The organism is Lysinibacillus fusiformis, from assembly GCF_002845985.1.
GTDB lineage: Bacteria > Bacillota > Bacilli > Bacillales_A > Planococcaceae > Lysinibacillus > Lysinibacillus fusiformis_D.
Map to the genome: position 1 here is coordinate 340,544 of NZ_PDFK01000003.1, position 14,040 is coordinate 354,583.

Below are 14,040 nucleotides of genomic sequence, written 5' to 3' on the forward strand. Positions count from 1 at the left end.
GAACAATGAACGTAGAAGTAAAAATCAAAAGAGTACACGCGGATGCAATACTACCAATGCAAGCCAATCCTGGTGATGCGGGCATGGATCTCTACTCCATTGAAGCAGTAGAAATACCAGCAGGCGTAGCCAAACTTATTAAAACAGGTATACAGATTGAATTACCTAAAGGAACGGAAGCCCAAATTCGACCAAGAAGTGGACTAGCATTAAAGCATAGTATAACCGTACTGAATAGCCCAGGCACAATTGATGAAGGCTACAGAGGGGAAATCGGCGTTATTTTAATCAACCACGGCCAAGAACCGTTTATCGTCGAAAAATCTATGCGTATCGCCCAAATGGTCATTCAATTTGTCCCATCCATTCAATTAGTAGAAGTAGATGAATTATCACAAACGATCCGAGGAGCATCTGGATTTGGAGCAAGTGGTACTAAATAGAATTGATTAGTTTAAAAAGATGACAAAGAAATCCTGTGTGTATATACATGCAGGATTTTTTTGTTGTCAGTAAGGATAGTCTGTTTAAAGCTTAGCAGAACTACACATGAAAGCAATGGACATTAAAAAAGATGACGTCGGTTACTTACCAAAGTCATCCCATTACGGCATAATCAACAACTACATCTAAAAATATAAACAGCTTTTAATTTTCATCTGTCTACCTAATAGGCAGCATATCACCACGAATATGTGCTCTTCTTTCCTTGTTCATCTTGGTAATTAACTAGATTCCAGATGAAAGATCGAAAGTATATGGTTTAAATTGGGATAATAATATAAAATTTATATATATACCATTTTTATTGTAGCTAATAGTGTTGGGATTGGGGGCGGAAATTATAAAGAAGAAATTATGGAGTACAGGTTTATTACTAGTATGTATTTTTCTCGTTGCTTGTGAGTTCAATCAACAGGAAGGGAAAGAAGCGTCTACTATTGCTCAAAAGGTGAATACAGAAGAATTTATACCAAAGGCGATAAGCCCTGGTAATTTTAGTGAATACGATATGGCACTTAAGATGGATAATGACGGGAAATTTCAGCTAGAATCAACCGTTGTCGTTAAAAACCTCTCTACCGATGATTGGGAACAATTGATATTTTATTTTATACCTAATATGTTTACAAAAGCTGTCTCACCCGAACTGGAGCATCCATCTACCATTGCGTTCCATAACATTACCATTGATGGAAAAACGGCAGCTTACACCCTTGAAAAAGATTCACTCAACATTCAGCTTCAGGAAAAATTGAAACCTCATCAAGAAATGAAAGTTTATTTTTCCTATGAGTTCACTCTGCCTGAAGAGGGCTTAAGATTTACGAAGAGTAATGGTAATTATCATTTAGCTCAATTTTATCCGATGCTTGCCACATATAGAAACCATCAATGGAACAAAGAAGATTATCGTTTTAGAGGAGAGACGTATCATACTACATTCAGCAATTTCAAATTAACCTATGACATTCCTCAGGAGTACACGTTGGTGTCTTCATTTGATCAAGAGGCATTTCCAAGCCCAAACAAAGGGTTACTTGAAGTTGAGAACGTGAAGGAAATATTTGTTGCTCTAGTAAAAGATCCAATACTAGTGGAAAAAGACGAAGACATCGCCATTAGAGTATTTGGATTTGAGGAAAATAAAAAGGAACTATATCAAGAAATAGCAGACGAGGCTTCAGCTGTCATAAATTATTTTGAAGAAATAATGGGGCCGTATCCTCTCAAACAACTAGATATTATCATAGATGGAATGGGCATGGAGTATCCAGGAATTGTAACAGCCCATACGATTTACAACAGTGGTCCTAGTAGTTCTGAGCAGATTAAAAGTACAGTGGTTCATGAAATTGCCCATCAATGGTTTTACGGGGTCATTACCAATGATCCTTTTCATCATGCCTGGTTAGATGAAGGCTTCACGGTATTTGCTACAAATCTATTCAACTTTAAAAAATTGAATCTGAGCAAACCCTATACGATTTACAGCATTGATCCAGACCTAGTGCTTCCAGTCAATTTACCACTTGATCAATACCAATCTGATATGAGTGCATATGTCTATGGAAAATCGCCTGCAATGCTCTTGAATTTGTTTGATGATAATGAAGAAATCAAAGACATTGAACAATTTTTACAAAGTTATTATCAATTTTATAACTATAAAGAAATCGATTCCACAGAATTCGCCCGATTCACAAAATACTATTTTGATTTAAAGGACGATTCTATATTTGAGGGGTGGTTAGATCTAGATAACACTAAAAATGAATGATTTAGCAATAGGTTCTCCATGAAAGAAAAGGGATATTGTGCAAGCAGTATCTCTTTTTTTATGTTCAAAATATATCAGCTTCACGATCAGGATTTAACCACCTTTTAGAGAAAAAACATAAATTGAAAATTAAGTATTCTCTTAACGCTAATAATAAACTATACTTACAATTAATTATAGTTATAGAACAGGAGAATTGTCATGCTAAAACGGTTGTTTTTTGTAAGTTTTGTATTTTATCTATGCTCTTTGATTTATGTAGAGGATAGTAGCTATGTCCATGCAATTAACAAAGATGTAATATTTTTTGATAGTGGTACTGCTATAAATGGTAGGACGATGTTACCAATGAGAAATATATTTGAATCATTAGATGCAACTGTTGCCTGGGATTCCTCAACCCAAACCATAACAGCAAGTAAAGGGAATACAACTATTCAATTAAAGGTAAATTCGTATAAAGCAATTGTTAATGGGAAGGAGACTTTTCTAGACAACCCACCTACCATTATGAACTCAACTACAATGGTACCCGTAAGGTTTGTTAGTGAGTCTTTAAAACTACCTGTTGAATGGGATTCAACACTAAGAGTAGTTAATATAATCACAGAAGGGAAAAATATTTTTATTTATGTTAATGATCCTACAATAAATACAGATAAGAATTCTAAAATTAATAACTATAATCAATTGGTTGATTTACATAATAACCTTTTATTTGTACTACAAAATTTGGAATATGAAAAATCGTTGTATCCTAATTATTCACAAGATTACCGTAATATACTAGAGAAACAGTTAACATTGTCTAAGCTAAAATTAAAGGTAATGCAAAGAATGGAAGTAATATTAACGGAAATTATAAGACAAGGATAGACAGACAATTATTCAATCAAACGGATCCTCAACTGACATAAAAGAAGGGTTGAGCATTTGGCTTTGTTGTTAGGTATGTAATGAAACGTTAGAAGTTTATAAGGGGAAACTAACTCTCCATTCGCTGGCTATGAATTTTAACGCTGGTTTGTTAGATTGAAGTGTGATAAGAATTCATTTTTGATTAACCATTTCTTCAAAATGGACTCAATAAGAGCATAGACTTATCAATGATTTGAGTGAAGAATGCAGCTCTTTCTTAGTCATTGATTCAACTTAAAGTAAGAACTAATTATTAGCGAATATTACATTGGAAAGGCTACTTTAATATAAAATCCATGAAATTTTTTGACCATTTGAGGACTGTAAATAACAGTCCTCTTCTTTTTGTCGCTTACACGCGTACCAGACTTGAATAATGGTAAGAAGTATTAAAAGTTAAAAAAATTTAAAAATTGAAAAAATATCCACAATATCTTATCATAGTAATGTAAAAGCTTACATTGAGAAGGGAGGCGGATGCCGGTGTTACGTGCATTAAAAGTAGGACTAGCAATTGAGCGAGCCAATCGGAAAAATTTAGTTGCGTTAGTCGCTGTTGTCATTATCGTTTTCGGCTTTATGTTTTATTTAAAGGCACAGGCCGTTGGTAATCAAATCGTTGAAAAAAAGGGTGACTATTATTCCATCCAGGCTGTACTATCAAAATTTCAAGTGAAAGATGCTTCAGAATCAGGGGATGGCAGCGATTTATATAAAAATTTAACTAAACAAAAAAGCAAAATTGCTTTACAAATAGCAACATTAACAATGGATAGACAATCTATGTATTATGAGGCTTCACTTCAACTCGCTAAATTAAGGCAAGAGGCATTCGAATTAGAAGGATACGAAAATATTGCCGAGTTGTTACCCTCTAAATTACAAAATTCGATGGACTACCTTTATTTTAAATGGATGATAGATGAGGGAAAGGATACACGATCTGATCTATTTCAATACATACCGTTTTTATTATTTTTATTTAGTCACGTAGGTGCAGGCTGGTACATATTTATTAGCTTCCATACGAGTTCTATTTTACTGGATGACTTTGAGCATTCTAGTTTAATTCAAGGCTTTCCTGTGCGGTTTGATACCTATATTTTATCTAAATGTCTTATTTCTTTGTTATCCATAGTGACTAGTATTTTACTCATTTTTATTTGCGCAAGTCCGTTATGGATACTAAATGGACTTGGTAACCCACTAGAGCCTGTCGGGATTTATCTAGGAAATGCCACATTAATATCTACGCTTCAATATATCGCCATAAGTGTTGGCTATATGTTCGTCATTTCAATTTTTGTCATGCTGTTGTCGATTATTTTAAATGTGCTACTGAAAAATATGTATTTAACACTATTTGTACACTTTATTGTATTCTTTTTACCGATGATTTTTCCATCTCTTATTAGTTTATTCCCCTATAATCCTTTTAATTTCATGAATTTTAATGATATTTTACGAGGGGTACCGGTAGATTTAGCAGAGCCTGTTGCTATTACGATGAATCTAGGCTTAATCATCCTATGTTTAAGTATTATTTTAATGTTGTTTGTAATTAAAACATTCTTCTCAACAGGAAAAATCAATAGGGCATAGGGGAGGGAAAATAAGCATGTGGAGTTATTTTAAATTTGAATTCAAGCAATTTTTTTTGAATAAGAAAAACTTAGCAATCTACTTTTTACTTGCTTTTGCAACCTTTTTTTATGTATTTAAAATAGCACCAGCTTACGATCCGATTGAAAGTGTAGACTCTGAGGAGATTGAGGCGCGCTATTTAACACGTCAGGAATTTTTAGATCATATGGAAGGAAGAAAACTACATGGTCTGCATCCTGCCGTTATTTTTGCTATTGAAATATTTAGCGAGATTAACCCTATAGATAAAGCAAGATTAGATGCATTAGAAAAGGGCAATTTAAAAAAATATGCAGATTTAACGCGTGATTGGTACTACTTTACCAATGCGATTACCTATAAAAGTGATTCATTTTCATATAACTCAAAGTATTTTATAAAAAATAATGAGTATGCAGAAGATGATGCCTTTTATGCTTATTTAGAGCATGCAGTCCGTTATGATGCATATTCGAAAGCAGATTATGAATTATCAACGGAAATATTTGAACAACGCACGGCACTACAAACGCTCGAACGCTTATTAAAGGGTATACTGCCCATTATATTGATTGTCTGTGTGCTACTTTTAGCAATTGATATGGTTGCCAAAGATAGACGCCATCCATCCATTTTGAAGGGGTTTCCGATTAATGATTGGAAAAAGCTCCTGGTGAAAATGGTCGTTGTGCTACTAGGTAGTGCCGTATTATTTATACCGCTTATTGTTGGCTTCTTTATTGTAGGACTACAATCTGGCTTTGGGAATTTCCATTTGCCCTCTCCAGTATATGCGCCGCATCTCGACTGGCGTATGGAAGGTAAATTTGAAATGATGACTTTAGGTACGTTTTTAGGACAATCGCTGGCTTTACTTTTTACCTGGTTCATCGTCATCATCAGCGTTGTACTATTATGCAGTATGCTATTCCGCAATGAGATGGTCAATTTCGCTGTTGGCATACTCCTTATTTTTGGTGAAAATTTTTATTTCAGCCGTTACGTTGGCTTTTTCTGGGACGTTCAAAATTATCCAACATCCTATATTCAAGTCGGACAAATTATTTCAAAACAGCGGAATTTTTATTATATGAATGATCATTTAGATTTTACTTTAGGATTACAGTTATTACTTGGACTAGCTGCCATTGTCATTTTTTTCATCATACTGACGGCATCGAACAGGCGATATAAGCTAATTAAATAGGGGTGGTAAAGATGATTGATATTCAAAATATTACCGTGCGATTTGGAGAAATGAACGTGTTAAATAATATTTCCATGACCTTTGAGCAAGGGCAAATGATTGGGCTTGTTGCACCAAATGGAACGGGAAAATCTACATTTATGAATGTGTTGATGAATTATGTGAAACCGTTGAATGGCAAGATCATTTTTAAAGATGGCCTATGTTACTCAAATAAACAAAATGAAGTGAAAATCCACACATTCGTGTCAATGATGCCAGACCAAAGTGACTTGTATAATCATTTAAGTGGGCGAGAGCATTTAAAAATGTTTGCTACGATGTGGAAATCGGATTTAAAACTGATTGACGAAACAATCGAAGCATTAAATATGGGGCATTATGTGAATAAAAAGACAGGTACCTATTCCCTTGGGATGCGCCAGCGTCTATGCTTTGCCATGCAAATTGTTACAAATACAGACATTATGATGATGGACGAAGTGATGAACGGGCTTGATCCAAATAATGTGGAAATTATTTCGAAAATATTATTAAAGAAAAAGGCGGAAGGGAAAATTATTATCATTGCCTCCCATTTACTTGATAATTTAGAGAAATATGCAGACCGAATTTTCTTATTTAACGAGGGAAAACTAATAGATACCAATCAAATAATCGAAGATTTTAGTCAAGCGCATATTAAAACGATTCGCATAAAAAATATGGAAAGTAATACGAAAAAACAGCTTCATGAGCTATATCCAAATATCAAACTTCAAACACTGACAAATGACATGACACTCATCCATTTACCAAGTTCTGAAGCCAGCTTATTAAGTTCACTTACATCTTTTTTAGTTGAGAGAAACGTAGTAGATTTTGCTTTTGGGAAAGTTACATTAAATGATTTGTATGCAATGTATTATCACGAAGAAAGCAATGTGACAGCTAGTTAAAGAGGAACAATCACTTTTATTGTTAAATTAGTTCTTGCCGTAAAATATAATGTTTATTTACGGAGCAGCTTTTGACTTACTCTAGTTTCCAAAAACATAGTATTTACTACCTTTTCAGTTAAGATTACATCCTCAGATAATTATTTATTGTTTGGTCATCATTGTTAAAATAATGTGAGTCATATGATTGAAAAATTACGGTGACAGGTCCACAGGTGATATACTGGTATATCTTAGTATAAGAAAAGGGGTAAAACTATGAATAAATTTAATAAGACATTAGCATATATAAATGAATTACTTTATGAACCTAATAATTTAACAATAAAAGATATCCATGAAGAAACTCAAAACTCAGATTATGGGGCTGGGCTATTTCAGTTAAATTCTAAATCGGTTAGATTTAGAGTCGCAAAAATAACACCTAATAAGATAGGACAGTTTGTTTCCTTTTGGGAAAAGGATGAAACTAATAAAAACCAAGCATTCTCATATGATAATGCCACTGATTTATTGGTAATAAACACTTTTAATGATAATGGTGATTTTGGCCAATTTGTTTTTCCAAAAGAAGTTCTTTTAAAACAAAACATCCTTAAAACCGTTAATACAAAGGGTAAAATGGCAATTAGAGTTTATCCTAGTTGGGATACTCCCACTAGTCAACAAGCGCTAGCAACACAAAAATGGCAATTACCTTATTTTATTAAAATTGACCATGCTAGTAGTTCAATACATGAGCTATTAAAACTATACTCCAACTAATTTTCTTAAACAAATGAATAAGCAACAGATTTATTACAGAAATTGCGCTATTCATATTTACTGAACAGTTGGAGGGAAGCAATAAATAAGGTATCAACTACTGATTACGATTATCAAGATTTTGAAAAGGATCTATTTAAAATAAGAGCCTTTCTACGATAAGCAAACACAGGGACGATTATTCAATTAACGCAGTCTCTTCTTATATTACCAGGGCAGTTTAGTTATTCTTTAATATTACGTGAAGCAAGGATGTGAGTGCATGTTTCAAGATGGATTTCCCAAACATTTGTATGATGATGTGACGACAGTGGTTGGAATGATTCCTCATAAAACTTATAATCATGTCACGATTGCTGTGTCTGAGGATACTATCCACTATTTTCAAAATAATACCGTGATTAGATTTCCTTATCGTACCTACTACATTGATAGTTCAGATGCAGTTATAGAAAAACTAAGTCTACAACAAAAAATGATTTTGCATTGTATATATTCAAGAAGTTGTGATGGATTTGTCCGTCAAAAGCATATTTATTCGTTGCTACAGATGGATTACGAAGACTGGGCTATTCCTTATATCGTCAAAATATGTGATGAATATGTCGTAGAGATAATAGAATTAGCCTATGCTATTTTAAAAGAGCAGGATACAGAACGGATTAAGAGATTTTGTCTTGAAAATATTGTGCCATTTTGCAAAAGCTATAATCGAATGATTAGCTATTGGAACGAATTTTACCGATATAGATACAATCATTTTCAAACATACATTGGCAGGAAGTTATTTAGAGATTGTTTTGGTTACTCTAAATCAATGGAGCGCAGGGCAAAGAGAATTGTGGAGCACTTAACCTAAAGTAACTGAGGCTTTAATTGAATAAGACTTATTTCATTTTACGAACGGGCCAGATTGTTGAGGAACATTTTCAACAAAATTGATATTATTGTTGAACTATCGAGTAAGGTTGTGAAGATTATTACTTAAACTAACGGCTCAGGATAGTTAAAGTATATTTAGGGCACGTTACTTCAAAAAAGGAGTAATCTAAATGAAAAACCCATTCTTAATTAGTTCATTTGTGTTTATATTTTTGTTCAGCTTTTCTATGTATTTAGGAAGTCCAGTTTATTCACAAACTACACCTTCAGATAAAAATGAGTATTTACATCCTGCAAATAAGGAAAAAGTTATTGATGAAACTGTAGATGAATTTTATCTGGCATTAAGAGACCTAAAATATCCTATACATCAGGAGGTTTTTCAAAGATATAAGCAGAAGTCAAAGCAACAGCAAAGGCATTTGGATACTGCTCTTTTTAAAGAAATGCCTGATGCATCTGTAAATGTTAGAAAAAAAATATTGTTCAATGAGGTAGAAAAATTAAATTATATTACTTTTGATGGAAATATTCTTCGTACCTACCCTAATATAGATATTAACTACCATCAGACCGTTAGCCCCGATAGGCAAGTTTATTTCTTTTATTCCTTTAAAGACACTGAAAAAGAATTTAAAGGTAATTATGCAATTTATGATGTGGAAACAAAAGAAATGGTGACAGGTGGAAGTACTTATATGCCAAAGCTCAATCTTACAATGAACACTTATGATAAAGAAAGTTTAGAGAAAGTTGCAAAAGGGATGTATTCGTCTAGTTGAACTAACTGTAGCGATAGTGCAACTTCCTATAAGCAATTTTAGACATACTTTAGTTATTTCATTAAAGGCGCAATTCTGCAGCAAGAATTGTGCTTTGTGTAGAATTGAAATAAAGTTGCGATGTTTTAAAAAAAGATACGATGTTTATAAATTATCAAGACCTAATTTTAAAAAAGATAGAAAAATTAAAGGGGCTGGGACATAACTCATTTTATTGAGAAAAAGCAAAAAATGAATGTTATTTTTGTGATTTATTAAAGTATATGTGTTCTAATAACGCAAAAAAATGTTAGACCAAACTTGTACATGGCCTAACATTTTTTCTTTTGTCCCAGCCTCTTTCTTCTTTTACTAAAGCACCCGTTAGTTTAAGTGTAACTCTTCACAATTACTTGATATTATATAGTTAAGTAGAAATATAAATTAGAATTTAGTTTATAGTTATAAAAATAAGTTTTTTATACTCTTATAATTCTTCAAAAAGGAGAGTTTATGAAAAAGACTATTGTTTTTGTATTAACGATACTTATATTATTCTCGGGATTCGCAACACAAAGTTATGCGTTGTCAGATTCGAAATCTGTGGCAATACAAGCGTTGCTAGATGATGCCTCTCGTACATCAGGTGTGCCTGGAATGTCAATCTCAATACTTGCTAATGATGAAGTGTTCTACTTTTCTTCTGGGTATGCAGATCTTGAAAAGGGGTTGTCTGCAAGTGAAAATACACTCTATGAGTTGGCCTCGGTGAGTAAAGCTTTTACTGGTATGGGGATTCTGCTATTGGAAGAGCAAGGGCTGCTATCAATGACTGACCCTATCCAAAAATATTTACCTTGGTTTACGTTAAAGTATCAAGGTAAACCTGTTGATATGCAAAGCCTTACACTAAATAACTTCCTTCACCATACCAGCGGCTTAACAAATATTAGACATACTCAAAATATTCCACAAGGCAATACGCCTGATATGTTGCAAAAGACTGTGGAAACGCTGGTAGATGCTGAATTGGCGTTCTCTCCCGGTGAACAATATAACTATGGAACCGTTAATTATGACGTATTGGGTTTGGTTATTGAGATTGTATCACGACAAAGCTATGAAGACTTTATGAGGGAACAGGTATTTCTACCCTTAGGTCTTCACCAGACGTATGTTTATAAAGAAGATGCTCAAGCCACTGGACAGTTAGCACAGGGCTACCGTTCTTCCTTTTTCATAACAACTCCATTTAACGCTCCGGATTATGCTGGGAATAAACCTGCCGGCTATATCATTTCTAATACAAAAGATATGGCGCGTTGGATGGGCATACAGATGGGTATCGTGCAGGACATACCCGAAATATTTCACAGGGTTATCGAAAAATCACATAGGGGTGATATGTCTGTTTCGGCTGTCAACGATATGTATTATGCGGCAGGTTGGTCGGTAAACGCCGAACAAACGTTTATAGAACACACTGGGGGTAATCCGAATTTTAGAACCGAAGTAGCCATACTGCCAAATGAACGAACAGCCATCTGCTTACTGAGCAACGGCGCAAATACCAATATAAACCTGGTACTAAAAGTTAAAGATATATTAGACGGCAATCTAACTCAGTCATATGAGATAAGCGGCACACAGCTTTTGGACATCATTTTGTCGTCTACCACAATTATTCTTTGCCTATTGGCCGTTCTGTTATTTCTCTTAGGATTAAGAAAAAGGAAAACGAATGAGCAGCAGCCAATTACAAAAAAGAGAACAATCGTAACAATTATTTTCCTAATCGCTACGATTGCCCAGTGTATAATGTTTTTTGCCTTCGATTGGTCAACGATACTTATTTGGCAAACATATAGTGTTCTTACAGCTTTGATTTCGTCAACATTATTAACAGCAAGCATTACTTGGTATATACTCACCGATAAGATGCCTCGCTCCGAAAATAAGTATAATGTTAAGTAATTAAATTCCACTTTATCAATATTCTTAATTAAAAAAACATAAGACACCTCGGTGTCTTCTCAGACTGTAGACAAACTCGATGAATTTTGAGTTTGCCTACAGTCTTTTTTCTTTTACAATGAAATAAAGTAAAGCCGTTGATTTCCACTACGGGCGGACGCTTTCCGCGGGCGGGGTCGAGCTGCTTCCCTCGCTTCGCTCAGTCCAGGATCTCGACTTTCCCGCTTTTCCCGCAGGAGTCGCCGCCCTTCGTTCCAATCAACTTCTACATAAAGAATTCCTTATTCATCTATTGATAAAAAGTAAACTTTTGAGGTGATCAACCATGATGACGAAGAATCAAACCAATGAACGTGAACAATTAGAAATGTTAACGATTGATCAATTAGTTCCCAACGATCATTTAGTGCGAAAACTAGAGGCTGCTATTGACTTTTCATTTATCTATCCTTTAGTAGAACATCTCTATTCACCTAATGGGCGTCCAAGTATTGATCCTGTTGTTCTCTTTAAAATGACGTTTATTCAATATGTTTTTGGCATTCGCTCCATGCGTCAAACGATCAAAGAAATTGAAACGAATATGGCGTATCGTTGGTTTTTAGGATTTGGCTTCCATACAGAAGTCCCGCATTTCTCTACCTTCGGTAAAAATTATGTCCGTCGCTTTCAAGACACCGATATATTTGAACAGATTTTCTATCGTATATTAAAAGAGATTATGCATCAGGGACTCCTCCATGCAGACCATCTATTTATCGATTCCACGCATGTGAAAGCGAGTGCGAATAAACGGAAGTATGATAAAAAGGTCGTGCGAAAAGAAACACGGGCTTATGAAGAGAAGCTTCAATTAGAGTTAAATATGGATCGTGAAGAACACGGAAAAAAGCCCTTTCCCCCGGAGAAGTTTGAAAAGGAAGAATGGAAAGAAATAAAGGAAAGCACGACAGATCCTGAAAGTGGCTATTACGTGAAGGATGAACGTACGAAACAGTTTGCATATTCCTTTCATGCAGCCACAGATGAAAAGGGCTTTGTCTTAGGTGCCATTGTGACTCCGGGAAATGTGCACGATAGCCATGTATTACAGCCACTTGTGGAAAGGGTCATTCAAAATGTTCAAAAACCAATCGCTGTTGCGGCAGATGCAGCCTATAAAACACCAGCGATTACGAACTTTTTGTTAGAGAATCAAATGTTGCCTGTTCTTCCGTATACACGTCCTAAAACGAAAGATGGATTCTTCCGAAAGCACGAGTATATATATGACGAGCACTATAATTGTTATCTTTGCCCACAAGGGCAGATATTGAAGTATGCGACAACGACGAAGGAAGGATATCGCCAATATAAATCGAATCCTTTGATTTGTGCGAAGTGTCCAAGCCTTTCCCAATGTACAGAAAGTAAGCATCATCAAAAACTCATTCAACGCCATATCTGGGAGTCGTATGTGGAGGAAGCTGAACATTTACGCCATTCCTATGACATCAAACAAATTTATGCCAAGCGTAAAGAAACGATTGAGCGTGTCTTTGCCGATGCAAAAGAAAAGCATGGTATGCGATGGACAACCTTAAGAGGTCTAAAAAAATTGTCCATGCAGGCGATGCTTATTTTTGCTGCCATGAATTTGAAGAAACTGGCTACTTGGACGTGGCAAGTAGCTTAAGAGAGCAACTAAGCTCGAAGAGTATGTTGAATTTGGTAGTATATTACCAAATGTTAAAAATAAAATAGGAAGAAAAATGACAAAAACCATCGAGAGTGAACTTCTCGATGGGCTTTTGTCTACAGTCTGGAAACTGCATAAATTTTTATGCAGTTTTTTCTTTACTTTCAAATAATTATTTTGTAAGATAAAGCCAACTTCAAAAGTGGCCAGACCACTTTTGAATTCATTCAGTAAGAGACGCCATCATCTGAAGGTGGTGGATTTTGTTTCTTTTTAGTAGGTACCCAAACACCTACTGAATGAAGATAAAGCCTTTGGATGCATTGTTTATCTGCGCGAAAGGAAAGCGACAGCAATAATTATTCCAAGGCAAATAGATTGACCGAGGAGTTGATCGTATGGATAAAAAAACCGAACAAAAGAAAGTGTTTTTAGATATCGTCCAATAATTACGACAACTTATTAAAATAGAAAAAACACAGGCTGGTGAAAAGTCACCTTCCGAAAGAGTCTTTTCAGAACGTCTAGGTGTCAGGCGATCCTCTGAGAGAGAGGCATTGCGAAGTTTAGAGTTATTAGGTCTTATTGAAACGAGACATGGGGAAGGTATGTTTCTAGCTTCTACATAAAAGCATCAGCTCGTAGAAATATTGTCGATGTTTATATTAGAAGACATGAAAAGGAAGCCATTCGCATTATAAGTTGTACAGAAACTCTGCAAACACTACCAGTGTGGGGCAGTTTTTTTGTAAAGCTAGAGATAGAAAATACGATTAATTGTCGGGATGTTTTACGAGAAATAATCATCACGTCAGGAAATCGTCTTTCACTAAAAGTCTAGTTTCAGTTAGCAGTTTATGCTGATGACCGTTTAAATCGAAACTCAACAGAAGAAGAAAAATTAATCATTCAAACTATGTTGAAATCGATGCAGCTTGGCTATGAAAAAGAAGCATTAAAAGCTTACCAACAGTGGATGAATGCTGAACAAGGCATTTAGACAACAAAGGGGG

Annotated in this window: 11 protein-coding genes and 1 pseudogene; all 12 read left to right on the forward strand. The window is 34.8% G+C overall.

Annotated features, from left to right (window positions below; genetic code table 11):
* Positions 1-5 precede the first annotated feature (5 nt).
* The 12 genes and pseudogenes from dut to CRI88_RS12385 all read left to right on the forward strand — a co-directional run bounded on the left by dut (position 6) and on the right by CRI88_RS12385 (position 14,027).
* Positions 6-443 carry a dUTP diphosphatase gene (gene dut / locus CRI88_RS12330; RefSeq protein ID WP_101966662.1) on the forward strand — a complete coding sequence of 146 codons (438 nt, stop codon included), beginning with the start codon at positions 6-8 and terminating at the stop codon, positions 441-443.
* 509 nt (positions 444-952) lie between these two features.
* On the forward strand, positions 953-2,281 hold the full coding sequence (locus CRI88_RS12335; protein WP_180957802.1) for a M1 family metallopeptidase: 1,329 nt from the start codon (positions 953-955) through the stop codon (positions 2,279-2,281).
* Between the two features lie 201 nt (positions 2,282-2,482).
* Entirely contained in the window at positions 2,483-3,157 is a 675-nt protein-coding gene (locus CRI88_RS12340) for a copper amine oxidase N-terminal domain-containing protein (RefSeq protein ID WP_101966664.1), read from the forward strand.
* A gap of 519 nt (positions 3,158-3,676) precedes the next feature.
* Positions 3,677-4,801 (forward strand): ABC transporter, encoded by a 1,125-nt coding sequence (locus tag CRI88_RS12345; protein WP_180957803.1) that lies wholly within the window; start codon positions 3,677-3,679, stop codon positions 4,799-4,801.
* Between the two features lie 16 nt (positions 4,802-4,817).
* Positions 4,818-6,029 (forward strand): ABC transporter, encoded by a 1,212-nt coding sequence (locus CRI88_RS12350; RefSeq protein WP_058844401.1) that lies wholly within the window; start codon positions 4,818-4,820, stop codon positions 6,027-6,029.
* An 11-nt stretch (positions 6,030-6,040) separates the two neighbouring features.
* A complete protein-coding gene (locus tag CRI88_RS12355; RefSeq protein WP_089933562.1) occupies positions 6,041-6,967 on the forward strand; it encodes an ABC transporter ATP-binding protein in 927 nt (308 codons plus the stop codon).
* 258 nt (positions 6,968-7,225) lie between these two features.
* Positions 7,226-7,732 carry a MepB family protein gene (locus tag CRI88_RS12360; RefSeq protein WP_036126282.1) on the forward strand — a complete coding sequence of 169 codons (507 nt, stop codon included), beginning with the start codon at positions 7,226-7,228 and terminating at the stop codon, positions 7,730-7,732.
* A gap of 262 nt (positions 7,733-7,994) precedes the next feature.
* Positions 7,995-8,591 (forward strand): hypothetical protein, encoded by a 597-nt coding sequence (locus CRI88_RS12365; protein WP_101966666.1) that lies wholly within the window; start codon positions 7,995-7,997, stop codon positions 8,589-8,591.
* 193 nt (positions 8,592-8,784) lie between these two features.
* Positions 8,785-9,396: a hypothetical protein gene (locus tag CRI88_RS12370; protein ID WP_089933555.1), complete on the forward strand. Its 612-nt coding sequence runs from the start codon at positions 8,785-8,787 to the stop codon at positions 9,394-9,396.
* A gap of 492 nt (positions 9,397-9,888) precedes the next feature.
* Positions 9,889-11,349, forward strand: a complete 1,461-nt coding sequence (locus tag CRI88_RS12375) for a serine hydrolase domain-containing protein (protein WP_058844397.1) — start codon at positions 9,889-9,891, stop codon at positions 11,347-11,349.
* Positions 11,350-11,674: 325 nt separating this feature from the next.
* Positions 11,675-13,024 (forward strand): IS1182-like element ISBsp5 family transposase, encoded by a 1,350-nt coding sequence (locus CRI88_RS12380; protein WP_101966667.1) that lies wholly within the window; start codon positions 11,675-11,677, stop codon positions 13,022-13,024.
* 464 nt (positions 13,025-13,488) lie between these two features.
* Positions 13,489-14,027: pseudogene (locus CRI88_RS12385) on the forward strand (FadR/GntR family transcriptional regulator).
* The last annotated feature ends 13 nt before the right edge of the window (positions 14,028-14,040 follow it).

Bases quoted from the DNA above. Each gene is read 5' to 3' on its own strand.
- dut (WP_101966662.1), top strand. From the start codon at position 6: ATGAACGTAGAAGTAAAAATCAAAAGAGTACACGCGGATGCAATACTA.
- CRI88_RS12340 (WP_101966664.1), top strand. From the start codon at position 2,483: ATGCTAAAACGGTTGTTTTTTGTAAGTTTTGTATTTTATCTATGCTCT.
- CRI88_RS12345 (WP_180957803.1), top strand. From the start codon at position 3,677: ATGCCGGTGTTACGTGCATTAAAAGTAGGACTAGCAATTGAGCGAGCC.
- CRI88_RS12350 (WP_058844401.1), top strand. From the start codon at position 4,818: ATGTGGAGTTATTTTAAATTTGAATTCAAGCAATTTTTTTTGAATAAG.
- CRI88_RS12355 (WP_089933562.1), top strand. From the start codon at position 6,041: ATGATTGATATTCAAAATATTACCGTGCGATTTGGAGAAATGAACGTG.
- CRI88_RS12360 (WP_036126282.1), top strand. From the start codon at position 7,226: ATGAATAAATTTAATAAGACATTAGCATATATAAATGAATTACTTTAT.
- CRI88_RS12365 (WP_101966666.1), top strand. From the start codon at position 7,995: ATGTTTCAAGATGGATTTCCCAAACATTTGTATGATGATGTGACGACA.
- CRI88_RS12370 (WP_089933555.1), top strand. From the start codon at position 8,785: ATGAAAAACCCATTCTTAATTAGTTCATTTGTGTTTATATTTTTGTTC.
- CRI88_RS12375 (WP_058844397.1), top strand. From the start codon at position 9,889: ATGAAAAAGACTATTGTTTTTGTATTAACGATACTTATATTATTCTCG.
- CRI88_RS12380 (WP_101966667.1), top strand. From the start codon at position 11,675: ATGATGACGAAGAATCAAACCAATGAACGTGAACAATTAGAAATGTTA.